This window comes from Luteibacter sp. (assembly GCF_035539195.1).
GTDB lineage: Bacteria > Pseudomonadota > Gammaproteobacteria > Xanthomonadales > Rhodanobacteraceae > Luteibacter.
The window spans coordinates 79,407-103,501 of the sequence record NZ_DATLIW010000028.1; the positions used below are offsets into that span (position 1 = coordinate 79,407).

At 66.0% G+C, this 24,095-nt stretch carries 19 protein-coding genes; 10 read left to right on the forward strand and 9 right to left on the reverse strand.

Annotated elements, in window-relative coordinates; all coding sequences use genetic code 11:
• Window positions 1-7: 7 nt before the first annotated feature.
• From VM621_RS09010 to VM621_RS09020, 3 genes are all read right to left on the reverse strand, one after another.
• On the reverse strand, window positions 8-454 hold the full coding sequence (locus tag VM621_RS09010; RefSeq protein ID WP_325468632.1) for a hypothetical protein: 447 nt from the start codon (window positions 452-454) through the stop codon (window positions 8-10).
• A gap of 127 nt (window positions 455-581) precedes the next feature.
• Window positions 582-1,436 carry an archaetidylserine decarboxylase gene (gene asd / locus VM621_RS09015; RefSeq protein WP_325468633.1) on the reverse strand — a complete coding sequence of 285 codons (855 nt, stop codon included), beginning with the start codon at window positions 1,434-1,436 and terminating at the stop codon, window positions 582-584.
• Window positions 1,437-1,599: 163 nt separating this feature from the next.
• Window positions 1,600-2,541: a LysR family transcriptional regulator gene (locus VM621_RS09020; RefSeq protein WP_325468634.1), complete on the reverse strand. Its 942-nt coding sequence runs from the start codon at window positions 2,539-2,541 to the stop codon at window positions 1,600-1,602.
• A 125-nt stretch (window positions 2,542-2,666) separates the two neighbouring features.
• On the opposite strand from VM621_RS09020, the gene VM621_RS09025 reads away from it, so the two are divergent.
• A complete protein-coding gene (locus VM621_RS09025; RefSeq protein ID WP_325468635.1) occupies window positions 2,667-3,401 on the forward strand; it encodes an SDR family oxidoreductase in 735 nt (244 codons plus the stop codon).
• 8 nt (window positions 3,402-3,409) lie between these two features.
• The gene (locus tag VM621_RS09030; protein WP_046968935.1) at window positions 3,410-3,622 is read left to right on the forward strand and encodes a tautomerase family protein; all 213 of its coding nucleotides are present in this window, start codon (window positions 3,410-3,412) and stop codon (window positions 3,620-3,622) included.
• Window positions 3,623-3,887: 265 nt separating this feature from the next.
• Here VM621_RS09030 and VM621_RS09035 read toward each other — a convergent pair whose 3' ends face one another.
• The 6 genes from VM621_RS09035 to VM621_RS09060 form a co-directional block, all read right to left on the reverse strand.
• Entirely contained in the window at window positions 3,888-5,840 is a 1,953-nt protein-coding gene (locus VM621_RS09035; RefSeq protein ID WP_325468636.1) for a CocE/NonD family hydrolase, read from the reverse strand.
• Window positions 5,841-5,850: 10 nt separating this feature from the next.
• Window positions 5,851-8,868, reverse strand: coding sequence for a TonB-dependent receptor (locus tag VM621_RS09040; protein WP_325468637.1), 3,018 nt, complete (start codon window positions 8,866-8,868; stop codon window positions 5,851-5,853).
• A 104-nt stretch (window positions 8,869-8,972) separates the two neighbouring features.
• Window positions 8,973-9,728, reverse strand: a complete 756-nt coding sequence (locus VM621_RS09045) for a DeoR/GlpR family DNA-binding transcription regulator (protein ID WP_325468638.1) — start codon at window positions 9,726-9,728, stop codon at window positions 8,973-8,975.
• Entirely contained in the window at window positions 9,718-11,376 is a 1,659-nt protein-coding gene (locus VM621_RS09050; protein WP_325468639.1) for an ABC transporter permease subunit, read from the reverse strand. The genes VM621_RS09045 and VM621_RS09050 overlap by 11 nt, the downstream gene beginning before the upstream one ends.
• On the reverse strand, window positions 11,373-12,374 hold the full coding sequence (locus VM621_RS09055) for an ABC transporter ATP-binding protein (protein ID WP_325468640.1): 1,002 nt from the start codon (window positions 12,372-12,374) through the stop codon (window positions 11,373-11,375). Before VM621_RS09055 ends, VM621_RS09050 begins: the two co-directional genes overlap by 4 nt.
• Window positions 12,375-12,402: 28 nt before the next feature.
• Entirely contained in the window at window positions 12,403-13,404 is a 1,002-nt protein-coding gene (locus VM621_RS09060; protein ID WP_325468641.1) for an ABC transporter substrate-binding protein, read from the reverse strand.
• A gap of 170 nt (window positions 13,405-13,574) precedes the next feature.
• On the opposite strand from VM621_RS09060, the gene hisN reads away from it, so the two are divergent.
• The 8 genes from hisN to VM621_RS09100 all read left to right on the forward strand — a co-directional run bounded on the left by hisN (window position 13,575) and on the right by VM621_RS09100 (window position 23,667).
• Entirely contained in the window at window positions 13,575-14,366 is a 792-nt protein-coding gene (hisN, locus tag VM621_RS09065) for a histidinol-phosphatase (protein WP_325468642.1), read from the forward strand.
• Window positions 14,367-14,373: 7 nt separating this feature from the next.
• On the forward strand, window positions 14,374-16,503 hold the full coding sequence (locus tag VM621_RS09070; RefSeq protein WP_325468643.1) for a phosphocholine-specific phospholipase C: 2,130 nt from the start codon (window positions 14,374-14,376) through the stop codon (window positions 16,501-16,503).
• A 90-nt stretch (window positions 16,504-16,593) separates the two neighbouring features.
• Entirely contained in the window at window positions 16,594-17,514 is a 921-nt protein-coding gene (gene prmB, locus VM621_RS09075; protein ID WP_325468644.1) for a 50S ribosomal protein L3 N(5)-glutamine methyltransferase, read from the forward strand.
• 18 nt (window positions 17,515-17,532) lie between these two features.
• Window positions 17,533-18,648, forward strand: coding sequence for a chorismate synthase (gene aroC / locus VM621_RS09080; protein ID WP_325468645.1), 1,116 nt, complete (start codon window positions 17,533-17,535; stop codon window positions 18,646-18,648).
• Window positions 18,641-19,642, forward strand: coding sequence for a D-glycerate dehydrogenase (locus tag VM621_RS09085; RefSeq protein WP_325468646.1), 1,002 nt, complete (start codon window positions 18,641-18,643; stop codon window positions 19,640-19,642). Before aroC ends, VM621_RS09085 begins: the two co-directional genes overlap by 8 nt.
• A 31-nt stretch (window positions 19,643-19,673) precedes the next feature.
• Entirely contained in the window at window positions 19,674-20,702 is a 1,029-nt protein-coding gene (locus VM621_RS09090; protein WP_325468647.1) for an aspartate-semialdehyde dehydrogenase, read from the forward strand.
• Window positions 20,702-20,992, forward strand: coding sequence for a hypothetical protein (locus tag VM621_RS09095; RefSeq protein WP_325468648.1), 291 nt, complete (start codon window positions 20,702-20,704; stop codon window positions 20,990-20,992). Before VM621_RS09090 ends, VM621_RS09095 begins: the two co-directional genes overlap by 1 nt.
• Before the next feature lie 170 nt (window positions 20,993-21,162).
• Window positions 21,163-23,667: a FimV/HubP family polar landmark protein gene (locus tag VM621_RS09100; protein WP_325468649.1), complete on the forward strand. Its 2,505-nt coding sequence runs from the start codon at window positions 21,163-21,165 to the stop codon at window positions 23,665-23,667.
• Window positions 23,668-24,095: the final 428 nt, after the last annotated feature.

The window sequence follows — 24,095 nt, forward strand, 5'->3', positions numbered from 1 at the left end:
GGGAGTCTCAGGCGACGGCGTGGGGTTCCATCCAGCGGTCGCTGGCATCGCCGGTACGCCCGGGGGCCGAGAGCTCCTTGATCTGACGCATCAGCCGGAGGATCTGGCGATGCAGGTCTTCCATGTTCGGCCGGCGGGCGTCGAGCGTCTCGTGGTACACCGAGGCGATCCACAGTGCCACGCCACGCGTGGCGATCAACGGATTCTCCGACCGGGCCTTGCCCAGGCCGATGTCCGGACCGTGTCCGTAGGTGCTGTAGCGTTCTTCGGGTGGGGTGCCGTAGAGATGGGGGAAGTCACAGGCGGCAGCCTGTTCCATTTCGCGCCGGACGAGCTGCTGCAGGTCGGCATGGGCGCGTACCGGCAGGGCCAGGACGACGCGCTCGATATCGGCAAGCTGCCTGCGAAGGCGAATTTCCCGATTGACGGCAATGAGATGGCTGACAAGACGCATGGACGACTTCCCCTAGACGGATGCTTCTTCGATCCGAGCCCTTCCCCCGAGGGGCACCGGAAGCCCGAAGCATACGCTGCCCTTACGTCAAATGTAAGACGTTTTCGTCACAAAGTGACGCCCGCCGTCACGTATGTGACGGGGTGCCGATCCAGCGACCGATACGTTGTCCGACCACCACTTGCTGTTGCGGCTGCAGGGCGTCCAGTTCATAGCCGTCCGGCAACAGCAGGATAACCGTCGACCCCATGTTGAATCGGGCCATTTCGGCAAATCTTTCGAGATGGATACCCCGGCCCGCGCAGTCCACGCGGATGATGTCGGAGGCGTAGGGCGGTATGGCCATGCCGTCCCACACGGTCGCCACGCTCGACACGAGAATGGCACCCACCATGACCGAGACGAATGGGCCGTGCTCGCCCTTGAACGAGCAGACCAGGCGTTCGTTGCGCGCGAACAGGCGCGGGATCTCGGCAACCGCGAAGGGCGCCACGCTGAAGATGCGTCCCGGCACGTGGGTGGTCCCCGTGAGTTCGCCAGCCAGGGGCATGTGTACCCGATGGTAGTCGCGGGGGGAAAGGTAGATCGTGGCGAAACTGCCGTTACGGAACGGCAGGGCGGCCGCTTCGTCGCCAAGCAGTTCGGCGGCCGTGTATTCCTGCCCCTTGGCCTGGAAGATCCTGCCGTCGCGGATACGTCCCGACTGGCTGATCCGACCGTCGGCAGGGCACAGGATCGTCTGCGGATCCGGATCGGCGCTGCGCGCCCCAGGCTTCAACTTTCGGGTGAAAAACGCATTGAAGTGGGCATAACTCAGCGGCTCCGGCTGGGCCGCCTGGCTCATGTCCACGTCGTACCGCTGCACGATCTCCTTGATCAGGAAGTTCTTCCATGGGGTCCACTCCCAGCGGGTCGCCCAGTAGACGATGCGCGACAGGAAGCGGTGCGGGAGGATGTACTGCAGCAGGACGTTTGGCTTCATCGGCGGGAGTATAGGGGAGGTTGCAACGGGGTTCAGCCCGCCCGTCACGTTCACCTTTCGTGACCGGTGCGCCTACGTTTCCATCATCTTGGCCGTCGGCTGTCGATCCATGGCGAGGCGGATTGCAGAAAAATCTGGGCACGCGGGGACGAGGGGTGGGGGCTCAAGCTGGGGGCGCGTTGGGAGTTCTAACGTCTGCCGCCACCCGCGCCGTCAGGAAGTCGATGAATGCCCGCACCCGCAGGGGCACGAAACGGCTGTGCGGATAAAGCAGGTTGAACGGGCGCGACCGCCCGGCGAGCTGCGGCAGAAGTTCGACGAGCGAGCCGTCCGCCAGTTCGCGCTCCACGATGTAACGGTAGGTCTGGAACACGCCTGCGCCCGCACGGGCCAGCGTCACGCCGCCCAATACATCCTCACCCACCGTGAATGCGCTTTCGGCTTCGAATTCCACGTCTTCGCCGTCCTCGCGAAACAGCCAGGGAATGCGTCGTCCGCTGCTGGGCAGATCGAACTGGATGCACTCCAGCGTGGCCAGTTCGGCCAGCGTGTTCGGCGAGCGCCGGCGTTTCATGTAAGCGGGAGAGGCGATTACTACAAGCGCGGCGTCTTCCAGGTGGCGCACGATCATCGTCGAATCCGCCTGCGCGCGAACGCGAATGGCGAGATCGAACGCGTCGTCGGCGAACGCGATGTTGCGATTGCTGATATGCACGTCGAGTCGGACATCCGGATGCTCGCGGTGAAACGCGGGCAGGAGCGGGAGCAACCGGTAGTGCGCGTAGGTCGTCGGCACACTGATTCTCAGCCGCCCCGCGGCACGGCCCTGCTGGCCCGTGGCCATCTGTTCGGCTTCGGCGAACTGGGCGAGGGCCTGGCGGCTCTGCTCGAGGTAGACACGGCCCGCCTCGGTGAGGCGGATATGCCGGGTGGTGCGCACGAACAGGCGAACGCCGAGCCGTGCCTCGAGACGCGCCACGGAGCGGCTCACGGCGGCGGGCGTGACGCCGGCCGCCGTCGCGGCGGCGGTAAAGCCGCCCAGCTCCCCCGCCAGGCAGAACAGTTCGACGCTGCCCAGCATCAGGTCGTCGAACTGCCTCTGCATGTCGTTACACCGTGTAATGAGTCTTGTGTCCCGGATCTTATTTATCCCCGCCTTTCGCAGCAATAGATTGTGTTCAGCCCGACGCCACTTCCGGCGCGGAACACGACCTTCAGGAGTTCGCACTCATGGGCAACAACAAGACAGTCATCGTCACCGGTGCCTCGAGCGGCCTTGGCTTCGCCATCGCCCGGGCGTTCCTCGCCCTCGGCTATAACGTGGTCGGCAATGCCCGCACCCAGGAGCGCCTCGACGCCGCGGCCGCCGAACTGGGCAATCCTGACCGCTTCCTGGGCGTCGCCGGCGACATCGGCCTGCCCGAAACCGCCGAGCGTCTGCTCGACCACGCGCTCGAGGCCTTCGGCAAGGTGGACGTGCTGGTCAACAACGCCGGTATCTTCGTGGCGCGCGACTTCGTCGACTTCTCGATCGACGAGATCGACGCGGTGATCGACACCAACCTACGCGGCTTCATCTACCCGACGCAGGTCGTGGCGCGTCACATGGTGTCGCGTAAGGAGGGCAGTATCGTCAACGTGACGGCGTCGGTAGGCATGCAGCCCGACCGCACTGTCCCTGGCACGATGGCCGTGCTCACCAAGGGCGGTCTCAACGCCGTGACTCGCGGCCTTTCGATCGAACTGTCGCGTCACAACGTGCGCGTCAACGCGGTGGCGCCCGGCGTCATCGATACGCCGATGCACTCGCCCGAGACGCACGCGTTCCTCAGTGCCCTCAATCCCGCGGGTCGCTTGGGTACCCCCGAAGAAATCGCCGAGGCCGTGGTCTATCTAGCGCAGGCCTCCTTCGTCAATGGCGCGGTCCTGCCGGTCGACGGCGGTGCCACCGCCGGTCGCTGGTAATCGCCGACATGCCCTACGTCAACGTTCGCATCACCAAGGAAGGCAACACGCCTGAGCAGAAAGCCCAGGTCATTGCCGAAATCACCGAAACCCTCGAGCGCGTCCTCGGCAAGCCGCCGGAGGTGACCTTCGTGGTCATCGACGAGGTACCCATGGAGGACTGGGGCTACAAGGGATTGCCCACCTCGAAGCTACGGCCTCCGAATCCCGGACCGGTGTAGACGCTGTTGTAATGCCAGACCCTGTGGGAGCCGCTTCAGCGGCGAACGGGGCGGGAAATGTGGGAGCCGATTCATCGGCGAAAAGCCAGGGGGGGGGGATGTGGGAGCCGATTCATCGGCGAAAAGCCAACGGAGCGGAGATGCCCCCCCATTCGCCGATGAATCGGCTCCCACATTTGCCCATTCGCCGATGAATCGGCTCCCACATTTGCTCATTCGCCGATGAATCGGCTCCTACATTTCCTGTTTCGCCGATGAACGGCTCCTAGCGAGGCGCAGCGACTATCGGTAGTTCCACGTACGTACCCTTATCGGCGTCGCGGACGATTCTCTGCGTGGCCTTGCGATAATCGCCGGGTTTCGCGTTGAAGATGTTCGGGACGAAGGTTTGCGGGTTGCGGTCGTAGAGCGGGAACCAACTGGACTGGATCTGCACCATCACGCGGTGACCCGGTTGGAATACGTGGTTCACCGTGGGCAGTGGGAACCGATAGTCCACGGCCTTGTCCGGCGTGAGCGCCATCGGTTTGTCGTAGCCCTCGCGGTAACGGCCGCGGAAGATCTCCATGGCGATCGGCAACTGGTAACCACCCATCGACGGCTTGTCTTCCACTTCGTCCGGGTAGACGTCGATCAGTTTGACCACCCAGTCGCTGTCCGTGCCGCTGGTCGAGGCAAGCAGATGGACCAGCGGCTCGCCGGCGACACCCATCGGCTGGTCCAGTACCGGCGAGACATAGGTGAGTACGTCGGTGCGCGTGGCGAACTGGCGCTGGTCGTCCACCAGCCACTCCGGCCAACTGTCGACCTGGTCGGGTGCGCCATGCGACCAGGCCTGGATGGGACGCACGCGGTAGGGCACAGGCTTGGCAGGATCGGAGACATAGTCGTCGGCGCCCTGCGTCGGCATCGCCACACCGAGGCCGCCATCCGCTTCCACATACCAGCGTTGCATGGTCGGTGCACAGCCCGAGCGGCAGGCCGATGGCCATGCATCCAGCTTGCGCCACGTGTTGTCACCGGTGACAAAGGCATTCACCGGTGCGATATCGGCTTTCGGGGCGTCGTCCTTCAGGTACTGCGCCAGGAAGGGACGCAGGATGTCCTGACGGAATGTCGTACCCGTATCGCTGCCCAGATCCAGTGCGCCGATGGTGTTCGCCTTCTCCCAGGTCTTGGCATGCCGCCACGGGCCGATCACCAGCCATACCTTCTTATGCTCCGGATCGCGTGGGGCGAGCGCGCGATAGACGGCCATGTCGCCGTAGTTGTCTTCCTGGTCCCACAGGCTATGCACGAGCATGGTCGGCACGGTCATGGGTTCCTTGGCGGCGATCTTGTCCAGTGCCTGTTCGGACCAGAAGCCGTCGTACGCCGGGTGGGCGAGTACCTTTTGCCAGAAACCGAGCGCCTCCATGCCGTAGGCACGGCCGATATCGCCGGCCGATCCACCGCGCAGGTAGAGGTCGTAGTCGTCGCGATAGCCGCTGGTCCAGCCGATGTTGCTCTCGCGGGAGTTCACCATGCCGTAGATGTACGGAATCATCTGCTGGCGGAACGCACCGCGGTGGAACCAGTCGTCGCCCATCCAGCCGTCGATCATGGGGTTGATCGGCACGGCCACCTTGAGCGCGGGATGCGGATGGATCGTGGCGATCATCGCCTCGAAGCCGTCGTACGAGATGCCGATGATGCCGACCTTGCCATTCGACTCCGGCACGTGCTTCACCAGCCAGTCGATGGTGTCGTAGATGTCCGAGGATTCGTCGACCGGCGTGGGGTTGCCATGCCCGATCGGCGGCCGGTTCATCACGAAGTCGCCTTCGGAGCCGTGCTTGCCGCGGATATCCTGGATAACGCGAATGTAGCCGTCCTGGACGATCACGTCCGCCGGGTTGTCGTAGCCACGCAGTGTCGGTCCGAGATGCGGGCTGTCCCCGCGATGGCCCATGCCATCGGCGCCGTACGGCGTGCGCGTGAGCAGCATGCCCGCGCGCTTCGCACCCTTGGGCAGCAGGATCACGGTGTGCAGCTTCACGCCGTCGCGCATGGGAATGTCGCCGGTACGGCGTTCGAATTCGAACCCGGTATTCGTCGGCGTGAAATGGGCCGGCGTTTCCGTCGGCAGGTCCTTGTAGGTCTTCTCGCCGCCGACCGCCGGGGTCGCGAGGACCCCGGCGGCGAGCGCGACGATACCCAGTCGCAGTAGTGCGTGCATGACCTCTCCGTCAGAAGTCGTAGGTGATGCCGAAACGGGCGTAGCGCGGCTGCGTATAGCTGATGACCTGGTTATAGCCATCGTTCACCGATTTGCTGCTGCCCGAGACCGGGTTGAGTGCCTGCGCGCGTTGCTGGTTGAGCAAGTTGAACACCGAGACGTTGAAGGCCAGCTTGCGGTCGGCCCACAGCGGACGGTACTCGACATTCGCATCGATGAGCTCTTCCCACGGGTTGCGGCCCTTGTCGCCGGGACGCGACGGCACGCCGAAGCAGTAGTGGTAGTAGCTGCCGTAGCCGGACGGGTCGCTCTCGTCCGAGCCGTAACGACCCAGGCAGGACTTCGGCGTGCCCGACTGCACGGTGAGGTTGGCCGAGACCATCCATTCCGGAGTGATCTGGTACGAACCGTAGATCTTGAACTGGTGCTTGCGGTCGTTGGCCAGGTCACCGTTGGCGTACTCCATCAGCGTGGCGTAGTCCCAGTCACGCGACGCGGACACCGAGCCCTGGCCTACATCCGAACGCACCTGGCCTTCGGTGTTGCCGTAGCTGCGCGAGTAGAGGTAATCGGCCTTGAGCGACCACGTGCCATCGAACGGATGGGAGAGGTAGGTGTCCAGACCGTAGTAGTTGCGCTTGAGCTGGGTGAAGCCGAAGTCGTCGTTGGTGACCGTGACGTCGTAGTAGCCGCCACCCTGCTGGGCCAGCTGGTACACGTTGGCGCGGCCCGGGTTGGACAAGTAGCAGCTGCCCACCGTCGTCGCATCGATGTTGGCGCCCTGGGCGACGGCGGCGCGGGTGATCGCACCGTTGTCGCAGACGTCGTCGAGCGCGTTACGCAGCTTGCGCACGGTCGCCTTGGTGCCCCAAATCCACGACGCATTGAGCTGCTGGTCGAAGCCGAGGATGAACTCGTCCTGGTACTCGGACTTGATGTTCTTCGCGCTGACCGTGCGCGGGTCGGGCGGCTGGCCGTATTCGCCGTTCGGGGACACGGCGCCACCGGTGGCCGACTTCACGAAGGTCATGCCCGTGGGCATGCCGTTGGCGTCGATGCCGGTGTACGTGAAGTACTGGTTGGTGGCAAGCGAGCCAGCCGAGGTGCGCAGCGCGACGGAAGCAGGCATGGCCAGGAAGTAACGGCCTGCATTGCCGTAGATCTTCATGCTGGAGTCGCCCATCACGTCGTAGCTGAAGCCCAGGCGGGGTGCCCACTGCGGCTTGGTCAGGCGCAGGTACGCCTGGCCGGCCGGGTTGTAGTTGGTGAACTGGTCGTTGCGCAGGCCGAGCGAGAGCAGCAGTTTGTCGCTCACCTGCCAGTCGTCCATGAGGTACTGCGCGCGCTGTTTCACGCGCACCGAGGCCAGGGTGTTGTAGTGGCGGATGTAGCCGTAATAGCCGGTCTCGCCGCCCGGGTAGTTGCCCGGCTTGTCGACGAAGGGGCTGTCGCTGATGTTGAGGTTGGGGTCCTGCTTCGCGTACCACAGCTCGTAGCCGTCGCCGCCGATGGTGGTGCCATCGTCGATATCGTGCGAATCCTGGTTGTCGATACCCGCCGTGATCGAGTGGCTGCCGACCTTGTAGTTCAGGTCGACGCGCAGGTTGCGGTTGGTCGAGGTGTGGTCAGGGTTGTCGACCGTATCCAGTGTCTGGCCGTTGGTGATCGGCGCACCGCCGGTCAGTGCCGGGTTTTCCGCGCTGGAGTTGCCGATGAACGGTCCGGTGACGCCGGTATTCGGCGGCTCGTTGTAGTACGTGAGCTTGGACTTGCCGTAGAGCGCGGTGAGCGTCAGGTCGTCGGTGATGTAGCTGGTGAACTTGGCGGTATAGACCATTGCCTTGGTCTTGTACGTCGAATCCGTGCTGACGAAATCGCCCGTGGTGTTCGTCGTGTAGTCGTAGTCGTACTTGTTACCGGTCGAGCGATGCGTCTGGCTGACACCGGTGAGCTCTAGGATGTTGCTGTCGTTGATGTTCCAGTCGATCTTGCCGTACCACTTCGGATCCTTGTACGTGTACTTGGTATCGTAGGAGTGGTTGAGGTCGCCGACGGTGTTGCCTTCGCTGCGCGCCATTTCCACGGCGGTGAAGACATACAGCTTGTCCTTGATCAGCGGGCCGCCGGCGTAGGCGCTGACGGTAGACGTCCATTCGTTGTTGCGGTCGTTGCGTTGTTCGATCGTACCCGGCGGATGCGGGTTGTTCTGACCGAACGTGATGTTGCGTGCGTCGGCGCGGGTGAAATCGGGTTCCCACAACACCTGCGCGCCGAAATGCCATTCGTTCGTGCCGCGCTTGCCGACCTGGCTGATCACACCGCCGTCCGAGCGGCCGTACATGGCGGAATAACCGCCGCTGAGCACTTCTTCCTGGTCCACGGCGCCGTAGGGCAGGGTGATGCCGCCGAAGCCGCTGAGCGGATCGGTGGTGTTCATGCCGTTGATGTAATACGCGTTCTCGGTCACCGAGGAACCGGAGAAACTCACCAGCGAATTGCCCATGGCCCCCTTGAAGCCGCTGTACCCGGCGACAGCGCCCGGAGCGAGCAGGGCGACACCTTCGGCGGTGCGTGCCAGCGGCAGGCGGGCCATTTCGGCAGCGGTGATGACCGTGCTCGAGGCCACCGTGGCGACGTCGATCTTCGGCAGGTTGGTCGCGGAGACGGTGACGCCCGAGAGATCCTGGGCATTGGCCGCGGCAGGTGCGCCGCCGTCGAAGGACACGTCGGTGGCGGCGCCGACACGAAGTGTGACGTTGTCGCGCGAGTCGACGACGTTGCCGTTGGACTTGAGCGAGACCTTGTAGGTTGCCAACGGCAGGGCTTCGGCGACGTAACGACCACGCGAGTCGACGTTGACTTCGCGCACGATGCCGTTGCTGCCTTCGATGAGGACGGTTTCGCCGGCGGCGACAGGGGCCTGGCCGGCGATGCGACCGGAGGTCGCCTGGCCGTGGGCGATGCCGGTCAGAGAGGCCGCGACGGCGGCGCAGAGAAGGGTGCGTCGGAGGGTGATGCGGGAACTCATGGGGATGCTCCGGAAGGGCTATAAGGTGACAGTGAGGTTTGGATCGATCTAAATGGCGGGCGGAACGTGGCCTTCCTGGCGCGTTGTTGTTTCAGGCGGTTCGATCAGGCATACGCGATCTCGCCGATGGCCTTGCCGATAGCGGCGATGGCGCGCGATTTCTCCGAGCGCCGGTCGGTGACCAGCACGTCGATGCGATCCGCGGGACACCAGGCGACGCGGCTGCGTACGCCGATCTTCGAATGGTCGGCCGCGATCACGATGCGGCGTGCGTTCGCGCACATGGCCCGTGCGATTTCGGCTTCTTCCATTTCGAAACTGCTGGCACCGGCTTTCGCCTCGATGCCCACCGGCGACAGGATCGCCAGGTGCGGCTGGTAACGGGCGATTTCGGCGATCGTCGCCGAGCCGCCCGTGCAACCGATCTGTGCGTTGAAGCGGCCGCCGAGCAGGTGCACTTCGTTGCCCGTGCGGGCGGCGAAGCGCGCGGCGACGTCGACCGCATTGGTGACGATGGTCAGGCCGCTGCGGGTAGCGAGCGCTTCGGCCACCAGGGTCATCGTGCTGCCGGCATCCATGAAGATGGTCTGGCCACTTTCGACCAGGCTGGCGACTTTCTTCGCGATGGCGCGTTTCTCGCGGACGCGGGTGGCGTGGCGTACGTCGATCGGCGGCTCGTCGCCGGTGAGGACGGCACCGCCGTGCACGCGACGTATCTCGCCGCGCTCGGCGAGTTCGACGAGGTCGCGGCGGATGGTCTCGCGCGACACGCCCAATTCGGTGACGATGCGTTCGACGGAAACCTGGCCGCTCGTGCGGAGCAGGTCGCGGATACGGGTATGCCTTTCTTCATGCCACATGGCGTCGGTCCTTGAGTACGTGGAGGAGGAGGCGCATCAGCCCGAGGGCGAGCGCGCCGGCCACGACGACGCACATGGCGTACGCCGCGGCCTGGGCAAGGAACCCGTTTTCGTCCAACCGCATGACGGCGACGGAAGCGAGGCCCAGGCCCGGTGTAACGAGGAAGATCACGCCCGACAACGTCACCAGCGAGCGCATGAACAAATAGAAGAACGCCGAAACGGCTGCCGGCATGGCGAAGGGGAGCACGGCATCGCGGAGCACGTGCCGCGTGTCGCCACCGAACGAGGCCACGGCGTCTTCCAGTGCATCCGGTACCTGGCGCATGCCGGTCTGCACCGTCAGGAAGGCCTGCGCGTGGTAGTGGTACAGGCTGCAGGCGGCGACGATGGCGGCACTCCCATAGAACCAGCCCGAGAGGGCGCCATGATTGAACGTAAGGACGTAGCCGAGACCGAGCACCATCCCCGGCACCGCGGCGGGCAAGGACGCCAGCACCTGTAGCGGGCGCGCGAGGCGCGGCGAGGCGCGCCGCAATCCGGCCGACAGGGCGAAGATCACGATCACGCCGACGATGGCGGCAAGCAGCGACACCTCGAGCGAGGTCGCCACCGGACCGTAGCCGTCGGGCATGCCGCCGGCGTAGTTCGCGACGGTGAGGGTACGGTCGTAAGGCCACAGCTTCACGACACTCACATAGGCCACCGTGCCGACCACCGCCACGATGGGCATCAGCGCAAGCATCGCGATGGCGCCGAGCAGGATGTCGCGCACGCGATGCACGGCGGGAACCAGTGCGCGTCCCGGGCTGGCATCGCCGCTGTCTTGCCGGCGTTTGGCCAGGCGACCCAGCCACCCCGACAGCAGGGCCGGCGCCAGCAGGACCACGCCCAGTGTCGCACCCATGGCGAAGTCGAGTTGGCCGACCACCTCGCTGTAAATCTCCATGGCCAGCACGCGATAGCTTCCACCGACGACCACGGCGCTGCCGAAATCCGTGAGCGTTTCGGTGAAGACGAGGAAGGCCGCGGCAAGCAGCGCGAAGCGCAGGCGCGGGATCGTGACGTCGAGGAACTGCCGCCAGGGTGTCGCGCCCATCGATTCCGCGGCGTCGTAATGACGTGCCGGCGTGCGCTCGAGCGCGGCCGAGACGATGATCACGACCTGCGGCAGGCCATAAAGGGTGTTGGCGACCAGTAAGCCCCAGAACCCGTAGATGTCGGTAGGCAGGCCGGTAAGGCGATGGACGAGACCGTTTCGACCGAGCAGGCAGACCAGCCCCAGGCCAAGCACCAGCGACGGCGCAAGCATCGGCAGCAGCAAGGCGCCACGAATGAGGAACTTGCCCGGAATCCGGGAGCGGTGCAGGGCCATGGCCAGGCAAAGGCCGAATGCCATCGTGGTGAACGTCGTGGCGATGCCGATGCTCAGGCTGTGCAGCGCGGAGCGGGGAAGGCCGGGGTCTTCGAACAACCGGGCGTAGTTGGCCAGGGTCAATGCGCCGCTCGCGTCGGTGACGCTGCGCCACAGCACGGTGAACAACGGGTATGCGAAGAACGCAAGCAAGCCCAGCACCGGCAGCGCCAGCAGAAGCGCCGGGCCAAAGCGCGGGCGGGCGACGGCCAGCGGTGCGGCGACGCTGCTCACGTGCTCACCCAGGCGCCGCGCACGGCATCGATGGAGACGGTTTCACCCCGAACGAGCGGGCTGCGACCCGGCAGTTCCGCGAGAACCCGGCGACCACGCCAGGCGACGTTGGCCCGGGCCAGGTTGCCGAGGAAGGTGATGTCCTCGATCACGCCTTCACCGCGCGGGTCCGCATCGACGAGCAAATCTTCAGGGCGCAGGCAGAGTTCGAATGTCGCATCGGGACCGGGCGGCCGGCGCTCGAGGAACGCCGGGAGCGTCTCGCGGACGAACGTGGTCGGCAGCAGGTTGGCCTGACCGATGAAGTCGGCGACGAAGCGCGTCCGCGGTCGCTCGTACAGGCAGCGCGGCGACCCGATCTGCTCGACGCGTCCCTGGTTCATGCAGACGATGGTGTCGGCCATGGCCAGTGCTTCGTCCTGGTCGTGCGTCACCATGATGGTCGGAATGCCGAGCGAACGCTGCAGCGCGCGGATTTCGCCACGCAGCTGCGCACGGATGGCCGGATCCAGTGCGGACAGTGGCTCGTCGAGCAGGAGCATGGAGGGGTTGGCGGCCAGCGCGCGGGCAAGGGCCACGCGTTGCTGCTGGCCGCCGGAGAGCTGGTCGGGAAACCGCGCGGCCAGCGTGTCCAGGCCGACGCGTTGCAGCCAGCCGGCCGTATGCGTGGCGATGTCGGCAGGCGATTCGCCGCGCAGTCGCATCGGGTAGGCCACGTTGGCGGCCACGGTCATGTCCGGAAACAGCGAGTAAGACTGGAAGACCAGCCCCATGCGCCGTTCGCGCGCGGGCAGGGCGGTGATGTCGCGACCGTCGAGGACGATGCGTCCGCGATCCGGTGCGGTCAGGCCGGCAACGATGCGCAACAGTGTGGTCTTGCCGCAGCCGCTGGGACCGAGCAGGCAGACGAAGTCGCTTTCGCCGGCGTTGAACGACACACCGTCGAGCACGGTGTGTCCGCTCCAGGCCTTCGCGATGTCGTCGATGCGAAGATGCATTCCCCTCGTCTCCCCCGCAGCCGACGCGTCAACGCGTCAGTTGCTTGAACCTGGCAATGAGCGCCGCGCGTTCGCGCGCAGCGGTGGCGAAGTCGCGCGCGGGTAGCGTCGCGACGAGATGGGCGGGCAGGCCTTGCCGCAGTTGTTCGTCCGTGGGCTCGCTTCCGGGTGTGGCGACGATTTCCTTGAAGCCGCGATACAGCGCGGCAGCTTCCGGCGAGGCGGTCCAGTCGAGGAAGCGCTTCGCATCTTCCGTATGGGCGGCATGCTTCATCAACGCCGAACCCTCGAGCTCGTAGCCCATGCCGTCACTCGGGATCACCATGGTCACCGGATAGCCCTGGCGGATCGACTGCATCGCCGAGAAGGCGAACGAGATGCCGATGGGGAACTCGCCGATGCGCGCCAGCTTGCAGGGCGCCGAGCCGGAAAGCGTCTCCTGGCCGACATTGCGCGCGATATCGGTGACAAGGCGCAGGCCCTCCGCATGACGGCCGGCATCGGACAGCGAAGCGAGCACCATGTAGCCCGTTCCCGACGATGCGGGATCCGGCATGGCGATCTGCCCGCGGTACATGGGCGAGGTCAGGTCGCGCCAGGTGCGTGGCATCGGCAGCCCACGCTCGGCGAGCGCCTCCCGGTTGACGCACAGTGCGGCGAGGTAGCCCGTGGGCGCGAACCATAGGGCATCGCCGCCGCGAAAACTCGCCGCCATGCGGTCGATGTTGCTACCGTGCACCGGGCTGAGAAGGGCCGCGATACGTGGATCGAGCATGTCGGTGACGGCCATCCCCCAGATCGCATCGTTGCGCGGTTCGGCCGATTCGGCCAGCAGCCTCGCGGCGAGATCGCCGCTGGACAGGCGCAGCACGTGTACGTCGATATCGGGCAGGGACTTCTTCGCCGCCGCGAGATAGATGGCTATCTCGTCGCTTTCGAGCGCCGAATAAACCGTGACGTCGCCGGCACGCACGGCGGCGCATGCCGCGAGCAGCGCGAGGACGCTTCCGATTTGGCGGGTTGGACGCATGATGGCCGGCTCGATCCCCAAGGTTGAAAGATGACACATCCGTGTGGCGATTTGGGTATATTTGCAAACATGGGGCATCCGGTCCAGTAGAGAATTTTCGTTTTTGTCATCAATCCGAAACGTGCAAACGCTAGACGGCGCACGTTTTTTTCAGTCAAGGAGTGTCATTGATGGAATCGTTGTCCGCCGCGGAGCGGAAGGAATTCGAGGTGTTTGCCACGGGCATCGCCGACAATGCACGCGCCTTCTCGTTGCCTCGCTTCCGCCAGCCGGTCGACGTCACCCTGAAGGGTGACATGAGTCCCGTGACAGCCGTGGACCGGGGCGTGGAATCCATGCTGCGCGAACGTATCGGGAACGCCTGGCCGGAACACGGCCTGCTCGGTGAGGAATACGGCGCGACGCGTACCGACGCCGAGTTCGTCTGGTCGATCGATCCCATCGACGGCACGCGCAGTTTCATTTCGGGCTGGCCGCTCTGGGGCACGCTGCTTGCGCTGCTTCATCATGGCAAGCCGATGCTCGGCATCCTCGATATGCCGGCGCTCGACGAACGCTGGATCGGTCACGTGGGCATCGGTACGACGATGAATGGCGCTCGTTGCCGGACCAGCGGGTGCACGACGCTGGAAGCGGCCACCTTGTACACCACCACGCCCGATATGTTCACCGCCGACGAGTGGGCGCGTTTCGACCGTACCAGCCGTGCCGCTTACGCCCGCCGTTTCGGAGGAGACTGCTATGGTTACGGCATGCTGGCGTCCGGCCATATCGACGCCGTGATCGAAGCCAATCTCATGCCGTACGACTACCTCGCCATCGCGCCGGTGGTCCAGGCGGCCGGTGGCGTCATCACCGACTGGGAAGGCCGCACGCTGGGCCTCGACAGCGGCGGTCGCGTCGTCGCCGCGGCGACTCCGGCCCTGCATGCCGCCCTGATCGAATCGCTCGCCAAGGACTGAATCCTCCATGTTTTCCCGCGATCGTCGTCGTTTCCTCCATGCCGCCGGAGCCGCGGCGACGGCGTCACTGATTGGCCAGGCATTTCCGGCCGCCATTGCGCGCGCGCTGGCGACACCGCCCGACCGCCGAACGGGCACGATCGCGGATGTCGCCCACGTGGTGATCCTCATGCAGGAGAACCGCTCGTTCGATCATTACTTCGGGAGTCTGCGTGGCGTACGCGGCTTCGCCGATCCCCGCGTGGTGGAGCTGGCGAATGGCGATCCCATCTGGCGCCAGCCGGTGGCGACGACGCATACGAAGTACTGGAAGTCGCGTGGCGTGGCCGACGACATCGCCTGGGTCTATCCCTTCCACCTGGATACGCGTGCCAGTGGCGATCATCACGAGGGCACCGACCATGGCTGGAGCACGGGCCACGGTGCATGGAACCTGGGGCGCGGCGACCGCTGGATCGAACAGAAGCAGGACGTGCTGACCATGGCGCATCTGCGCCGCGAGGATGCCGCGTTTCATTACGCGCTCGCGGATGCGTTCACGGTCTGCGACGCCTACCACGCCTCCGCGCTCGCCGACACCGCGATCAATCGCATCTACCTGTGGAGTGGCACCTCCGATCCGTCCGGGCGCCTCGGCAGCAAGGCGAACGGACCCGGTAGCGAAGAGCGCCCGGATGCCAACGGGTATACATGGACGACGTACCCGGAACGGCTCGAAGAGGCAGGCGTGAGCTGGCGTGTCTACCAGGGTGGCACCGGCGAGCCGGGTTCGCCGACGGATAACTACACCGACAATTCGCTCGAGTTCTTCGCGAAATACCAGATCAAGGAGGGCGCCGATCCGACCGGTCCGCTCGTCCGTAACGGCGTGTCCACGCACACCCTGCGCGAGCTCCGCGCGGACGTGCTGCACGATCGTCTGCCGCAGGTGAGCTGGATCGTCGCGCCCTACAAATACAGCGAGCACCCTACCTCGTCGCCGGCCGACGGAGCGTTCTACATCCGCAGCGTGCTCGATGCCCTCACGGCAAACCCGAAGGTGTGGGCACGTACCGTGCTGTTCCTCAACTACGACGAGAACGACGGTTTCTTCGACCACGTCGTACCGCCGGCGCCGCCGCTGGCGAGCGGGCAGGGTGGCGAAGGCATGGTCTCGGACGATCTGCTCGACGGGCTCGACGACGAGATCATGGATCTGGATGCCCATCCCCGGATCGTCGCGCCCCTGGTTCCTGGCAGCGATCCCGCAGGGGAGCAGCCGGTGGGTCTGGGCAATCGCGTGCCGATGATCGTCGTCTCGCCCTGGACCCGTGGCGGCTGGGTGTGCTCGGAAACCTTCGATCACACGTCGGTGTTGCGCTTTCTCGAGCGTCGTTTCGGTGTGCGGGAACCCAATATCGGCAGCTGGCGTCGTTCGATCTGTGGCGACCTGACGAGTGCGTTCGATTTCGCCGGCACGACCGACAACCACGTGCCCACGATCGCCTTGCCCGCAGGCTCGGCGGGCAAGACGCCGATCCACGTGCCGTCGGCACAATCGATGCCCGCGCAGGAGCCCGGCGTACGGCCGGCACGCGCGCTCGGCTATGCGTGGACCGTGGAACATCGCCTCGACGGCGGTAAGAGTCGCATCGCGTTCACCAACTCGGGTACGTCCGGCGCCGCCTTCCTCGTCTACGACGGGCTTGACCGCGACGCGCCACCGCGACGCTACGCCGTCAGCGCCGGGGCCAGCATCGTCGACGAATGGACGCTCGCGAGCGCAGGCGAGGCATATGACCGCCGCATCCATGGGCCGAACGGATACTTCGCCGCGATGCGCGGTTTTCCCAGCGATGCGCTCGAGGCCGTCGTCCGCGGGAAGGCCGGTGCGCGTGCCGTGGACGTGGTGTTGAGTAACCGGGGCGCGGTGCCTGTCGTCTGCCGCCTCGCCAATGCGTACGACCGCGACCCGCCGCCGTCGCTGACACTCGCGCCCGGCGCAAACCAGGTCGTGTCCCTCGACCTGGCTTCCAGCGCGGGCTGGTACGACATTGCCGTCGTAACGCCCGATACCCCTCGCTATCTCCGGCGATTCGCCGGCCATCACGAGGACGGCCGGCCGGCAACGAGCGATCCGGGGCCCATGGCAGGGTGATCGGGTTCTGCGATGGGAGCCTCCCGCACAGAACCCAGCGCGGCCGCGGCCGCTATACTCACGAGCCAGCCACACCGAAAGCCCCAGCCCGTGACCAGCGAACTATCCTCCATCATCGATTTCATCCGCTACGGCGCCAGCCGTTTTTCGGCCGCCGGCCTGACCTTCGGGCATAGCCACGACAATCCGATCGACGAGGCCACGCACCTGGTCCTGGCTGCGCTGCATCTGCCGCCGGACCTGCCGCCCGCTTACGGCGCCGGCAAGCTGGTGTCCGAGGAGCGCGAGAAAGTCCTGGCGTTGATCGAGCGCCGGGTCGTCGAGCGCGTGCCGGTGGCCTACCTGGTGGGCGAGACCTGGTTCGCCGGCCTCAAGTTCAAGAGCGACCGCCGAGCCCTCGTGCCGCGTTCGCCGATCGCCGAGCTGATCGAGAGCCGCTTCACCCCGTGGCTGGACGACCGCCACGTGGAGCGCGCGCTCGACCTGTGCACCGGCTCGGGCTGCATCGGTATCGCCATGGCCGAGTACAACACGGATTGGCAGGTCGACCTGGTCGACGTGAGCGACGACGCGCTGTCGCTGGCGAACGAGAACATCGCCTACCAGCATGTGGAAGACCGCGTGCGTGCGATCAAGTCGGATCTCTTCGCCGGCGTCAAGGACGAGGTCTACGACCTCATCGTTTCCAATCCACCGTACGTGACCCATGACGAATACGCCGCCATGCCGGCCGAATACAGCCATGAACCGGTCCTCGGCCTGACATCCGGCGATGATGGACTGGACATCACGCTGCGCATCCTCGACGAAGCCGCCGACCATCTCAGCGAAGACGGCCTGTTGATCGTCGAGGTGGGCGACAGCGAGCACGCACTGGTCGCGTTGCTGCCGCGCCTGCCTTTCGTCTGGCTGGAGTTCAAGGTCGGCCAGATGGGCATCTTCGCGCTGGAACGGCGCGACCTGCTCGAGCATGCCGCTGATATCTCCGCTGCGCGCGCCGCGAGAAACTAAACCCCTATCGGAAGCACCGTGTCCTCCAATACGTTCGGCAAGCTCCTCTCCGTCACCACGTTCGGCGAAAGCCACGGCCCGGCGATCGGGTGTGTGATCGACGGCTGTCCTCCCGGCCTCGCACTCGAGGCGGCCGAGTTCCGCGCCGATCTCGAGCGCCGCGCCACCGGGCGCTCGCGACACACCTCGCAGCGCCGCGAGGCGGACGATATCGAGATCCTGTCCGGGGTTTACGAAGGTGTCACGACCGGCACGCCGATCGCCTTGCTGATCCGCAACACGGACGCCCGCAGCAAGGACTACGGCAACATCCTCGACACCTTCCGTCCGGGCCACGCCGACTACACGTACTGGCAGAAGTACGGTGTGCGCGACCCCCGCGGTGGTGGCCGGTCCTCGGCCCGCGAGACCACCATGCGCGTTGCCGCCGGTGTCGTCGCCAAGAAGTGGCTGGCCGAACGGTACGGTGTCACCGTGCGCGGCCATGTATCCCAGATCGGCGATGTCGTGCCCCGCGGCTTCGACGCGGCGGCGATCGAGACCAGCGCCTTCTTCTGGCCCGATGCCACGCAGATCGCCGAACTCGAGTCCTACATGGATGCCCTGCGCAAGTCGGGCGATTCGGTGGGTGCCCGTGTCACCGTCGTCGCGGACAACGTGCCGGCCGGCTGGGGCGAACCCATCTACGGCAAGCTGGACGGCGAACTCGCCGCCGCGATGATGTCGATCAACGCGGTGAAAGGTGTCGAGATCGGCGACGGCTTCGCCGCCGTGGCCCAGCGGGGCAGCCAGCACCGTGACGAGATGACTGCCGAGGGTTTCCTTTCCAACCACGCGGGCGGCATCCTCGGCGGCATCGCCTCGGGCCAGCCTGTCGTCGTCTCGATGGCGTTCAAGCCGACCTCGAGCATTCTCATTCCCGGCCGCAGCGTGGACCGGGCAGGGGAGCCGACCGAGGTCGTGACCAAGGGGCGCCATGATCCCTGCGTCGGCATCCGTGCCGTGCCCATCGCCGAGGCCATGCTGGCCCTGGTCCTGATGGACCAGGCCCTGCGTCATCGGGCCCAGTGCGGTGACGTGGGCGTGGTACCGCCGCGGATTCCCGGCACGTTGCAGGGAGGAACCGATGACTGACAAGCCGAAGGTCTGGATATCCCGGCCCTTCTTCCCGGACATCGTCGACCGCCTGCGCGATCGTTTCGAGGTGCATGCCGAGGCGGAAGAACGCGCTTTTTCTCCGGCCGAACTCGCCGAACGGCTTGCCGGCTGCGAGGCCGCCATCGTCGGTCTCGCCGACAAGATCGACGGGAAGGTGCTGGAACGCGCCCCGAGGTTGCGCTTCGTGGCCAATCTCGGCGTCGGTTATAACAACCTGGACATCGATGCGCTGACCAGGCGCGGCGTGGGTGCGTCCAATACGCCGGACGTGCTCAACGAGACGGTGGCCGACTACGCCTGGGCCCTCATGCTCGCCGCGGCCCGTCGGGTCGGCGAGGCCGAGCGCTGGTTGCGCGACGGCCAGTGGCATGGCTCGCGTTTCGAGGGCTGGCTCGGGGCCGATGTGCATGGCAAGACCATCGGCATCCTCGGCATGGGCCGCATCGGCCAGGCCATCGCCCGCCGCGCGGCCGGCTTTCGGGCGCGGGTCATCTATCACAACCGTTCGCGGCTCGATGCCGCGCTCGAGCGGGAATGCGCGGCGAACTACGTCGACAAGGCGGGGCTGCTGGCCCAGTCCGACCACCTGATCCTGGTCCTGCCGTATACGCCGGCCAACCATCACGCCATCGGCGAGGCCGAGCTGAAGGCGATGAAGCCGACCGCGGTCCTGGTCAATATCGCCCGTGGCGGCATCGTCGACGATGCGGCACTGGCCCGCGCCCTGGCTGCGGGGACCATCGCCTCGGCGGGCGTGGATGTGTTCGAAGGCGAGCCTTCGGTCCACCCGGACCTGCTGAAAATCGAAAATATCGTACTCAGTCCGCACATCGCCAGCGCAAGTCGCGACACACGTCGCGATATGGCGGCGCTGGCTGTGGACAATGTGCTGGCGGCGTTCGGACATGGTCCTCACGCCGGCCGGCCACCCACGATCATCAATCCGGGTGTACTGGCCGACGCCAGCTGACCTGTTTCTCCACGCCCTGACGAAAGCGAAAATGAGCAAGAAGACGAGTTACAAGGTGGCCATGGTGGGCGCGACCGGCGCGGTCGGCGAAACCCTCCTTTCGATCCTCGCCGAACGGGACTTTCCGGTCAGCGAACTGGTACCCCTGGCGAGCGAGCGCTCGGCGGGCGGCACGGTCGACTTCGCCGGAAAACCTTATGTCGTCCAGGATCTGGCCAAATACGATTTCGAAGGCGTGGACATCGCTTTCTTCTCGGCGGGCGGTTCGGTCAGCCGGGAGCACGCGCCGCGCGCCGCCGCGGCCGGCGCCGTGGTGATCGACAACACCTCCGAGTTCCGCTACCAGGACGATATTCCGCTGGTGGTGGCCGAGGTGAACCCGCACGCGATCGTCGATTACACGGTCCGCGGCATCATTGCCAACCCGAATTGCTCGACCATGCAGATGCTGGTCGCACTGGCGCCGATCCATCGCGAAGTGGGCATCGAACGGATCAACGTCGCGACCTACCAGTCGGTGTCGGGCGCCGGTCGTAGCGGCGCGGAAGAACTCGGTAAGCAGACCGCCCAGATGCTCAATTTCCAACCGGTGGAAAGCGCCAAGTTCCCGGCCCAGATCGCCTTCAACGTCATCCCGCAGATCGACGACTTCCAGCCCAATGGCTATACCAAGGAAGAAATGAAGATGGTCTGGGAGACCCGGAAGATCCTCGAGGATCCTTCGATCCAGGTGAACCCGACCGCCGTTCGCGTGCCTGTCTTCTACGGGCATGCGGAAGCCGTGCACATCGAGACGCGCGAGAAGATCACGGCCGAGCGCGCCCGCGAGCTGCTCGAGCAGACCCCCGGCCTGGTCGTGAAGGACGAGCGCAAGCCGGGTGGTTATCCGACCCCGGTCGGCGATGCCGCCGGCAAGGATCCGGTCTTTGTCGGCCGTATCCGCGAAGACATTTCCCATGAGCGCGGCCTGGACCTCTGGGTCGTGGCCGACAACATCCGCAAGGGTGCGGCGCTGAATGCCGTGCAGATCGCGGAGATCCTGATCGAGGACTATCTGTAATGAACCACCGCGCCGCCATCGCCAGCCTGCTCGTCGTGCTCTCGCCCCTGGCGAGCGCCGCCCAGCAAAGTCAGGCGAAGGCGGCGCAGGCCGATCCGGCCGCCGCGACCCGTGCCAAGGTCGCGGCGGTGCAGGGGGAAGCCAAGGCCGAAGACGTCAACGTGAGGCAGCTCAAGGCCCGGGTCGATGCGCTGGAGTCCGATTCGAAGGCGGCGAGCCGCCAACTGGACGACCGGGACCGGAAAATCGCCGAACTCGAGCGCCAACTGGATGCTCAGCGCAAGCCATAAACATGTCAGGGGGGCGTGTACGGGCCTCGCGAACGACTCAACGTTGTTTCGTAACTGCCCGTAGTCGCTATTGTTAGTTGTTGCTGGGGTGCACTACAGTGGCGCCTTCGCGGCCGACCGCCCGAAAGAGGCGCGCCGTCAGCATGGTATTAGTTCGGGGGAAGCGAGTAATGAACCGTACGTTGAAGCTGTCGATCATGCTGGCGCTTGCCACGGGGGGCGGTCATGCCCTGGCGCAGGACCTGGGCCCGGTCCAGGTGCGCTCGACCATGGACCAACCGCTGGTAGCGGAAATCCCTTTGAATGGCGTATCGGGCAAGATCGATAACGTCCATGTCGCTCTCGCCTCGGAAGAGGCGTTCTCCCGTGCGGGCCTCAATCGCGGCGGCCTGCCCGTGGCGCTGAGCTTCGCGGTCGGCAAGAACGCCAGCGGCCAGCCGGTCATCAAGGTGACCAGCGCGGCACCGGTGCGCGACACCTATCTCGATTTCCTTGTCGAGGTCTCGACCGACGGCAACAAGGTCGTCCGTGAGATCACGATGCTGCTCGATCCGCCGGGGACGCCGTCGTCGGCCGCCGGCACGGTGGCCAGCGCACCGGCCGCCAAGCCATCGCGGACATCGGACGTGCCACCCCGCGTGCCGACGCAGAGCGAGTCGCGTCCGTCGCGCAGCGAATCGGCCACGGCGCCGGAACGCGCCACCCCGGCGCCTTCCCACGCGCGCGCTGCCGCGACGCCCTCGGGCGCCGGTGACAGCTCCGTCACGGTCCAGCGCGGCCAGAACCTGTCGACGATTGCCCGTGATCACTTGAGCGGCGCCGACATCAACCAGGTATTGCTGGCCCTGCATAAGGCCAATCCCGATGCCTTCTATCGCGACAACATCAACGCACTGAAGACCGGTGCGGTCTTGCGTATTCCTTCGGCCGACGACGTGCAGGCCCAGTCGGCCGCGGCCGCGCTGGTGGAAGTGCGCCGTCAGAACGAGGCATGGCGTTCGGGGGCGGCACGGTCGCCTTCGGTGGTCGCCGATGCGGCCTCCACGGGTGCCACGCAGGCCCCGGCCAAGGCTGCCGCCCCGGCCAACGATCGCCTTGCCATTGTCCCGTCGAAGGACGGCGGCGATGCCGCTTCGACCCGCGCCGGCAGTAAGGACGGCAAGGGCGACGCGCAGGTCGCCGGCCTGAAGCAGGAGCTCTCCAGCTCGCAGGAGTCGGTCGCCTCGCTCAAACAGCAGGGTGCCGAACTGAAATCGCGGATCGGCGATCTCGAAGAAATCAACACGAAGAACCAGCGGCTGATCAGCCTGAAGGACTCGGAAATCGCCGAGCTCCAGCGCAAGCTGGCGGAAACGCGCAAGGCGTCGGGTCAGCCCGCGACGGCGGCCACGGTGGCGTCGCCAGCGGCTGCCGCACAAGCCCCGGCAGTTGCCCAGCCCTCGCCGGCCGCGGCGTCGACGGCGACGGCGGTCGCCGCTGCGCCCGCCATCCCGGCGCACGCGGCCACCGCTGCTTCGCCGGCGGTCGTCACGACGCCGATTCCGGCACCGGCAGCGGCGAATCCCGCCGCGGTCGCCAAGCCGCCTGTGCACCCGTTCACGCCGCCAGCGGTCGTCGAGGAAGATCCCTGGTACCTGCAGACCTGGGCCTGGGGCGGCGGCGCGATCGTCATCCTCCTGCTCCTGGTCGCCGCGGTGTTCGGCCGCAGGAAGACGGTCGCAGCCGGCCCGGCGTCCGCCTCGCTGGCGGATCGCTTCGCCCGTGAACCGAACTTCGACACCCTCGGCCATAACGATGCGATGGATCAGGACCAGCGCGAAATCCTCGACGCGCTGGCCGAGCATCCGGACGACATCGGCCTGCACCTCGAACTGGTAGGCCTGTACTACCACCGTCGCGACGTGGAGCATTTCGAGGCTGCCGCCGAGGCGATGTTCGCCCATGTCGCCGATCCCGAGCAGCCGGAATGGCGCGAAGTGGTGACGATGGGCGAAGACCTCGCTCCCAGCCATCCGCTGTTCGGCGGCGTTCCGACGGACGAACTCGACGAGCCGTATGAGCACGAGCATGAGCACGGCCTGGACGAGCACGACCGTTACAAGCCGGGCCACGTTCATCCGGACGACGAAGCCGCTGCCCTCGAGAAGTTCGATCTGGGTACCTACGTGACCGCTGCGGACGAGGAAGAGCATCCCGCCGTACCGACGCCGCAGAAGCACAGCGAATACCATTTCAATTTCGACCTGACCCCGGTGCAGCGCGCCGAGGCCGAGCATCGCCCCAACGCACCGGATGTGTTCGATGTCGACGCGCCGGGCTCCCTCTACACGGAGGTGCCGACGCACGGTTCGAGCGGGCACGACGCTGGCAACGCGGTACCGCTCAGCGACGATCGCGCGTCCTGGTCGTTCAATGACGAGACCGAAGCGGCCGCCACGTCCGCGCATGACCTTCCTCGCTTCGACGAGCCGACCTTCCCGGACGAGGAGCCGATCGCCGATCACAGCCCGGAAAGCTTCAGCGACGACCCGGTCGACACGAAGCTCGACCTGGCTCGCGCCTACCTCGACATGGGCGACGCCGAAGGCGCCCGCCTGATGCTCGACGAGGTGATGTCGGAAGGCACGCAGATGCAGAAAGACACGGCCAAGCGAATCCTCAACGACATCGTCTGAGGCGATCGTTCCCAGGCATCCCTGTAGGAGCCGCTCCAGCCGCTGTTGGAGCCGCTCCAGCGCTGTGGGAGCCGCTCCAGCCGCCGTAGGAGCCGCTTCAGCGGCTGTGGGAGCCGCTTCAGCGGCGATAGCGTCACCGAAGCCCCGGCCAGTCCGGGGCTTCTTTTTTGCCGCTTTTCGTACCTGTGGGAGGGGGCGGGGCGGGCGGGCTCGCCTTCGGCTTCGCGTTCGTTCGGCTCGCGTTGCGTCGCAAGAGCCGGCGGGTGCCACCCTCGGGGCCCCGTCTACGGCGACCCGCGTCGGAAGGGCCGCGTGCCGCGGCCGTGTACTTATTGCCCTGCGGGCCGGGTCGGGCTCCGACTGGGGGTTTTCGACGCGACTCCTGTCGCGCGAAAACGGCCGGCCATCCCTGGCCGGCCCCCTGCGGG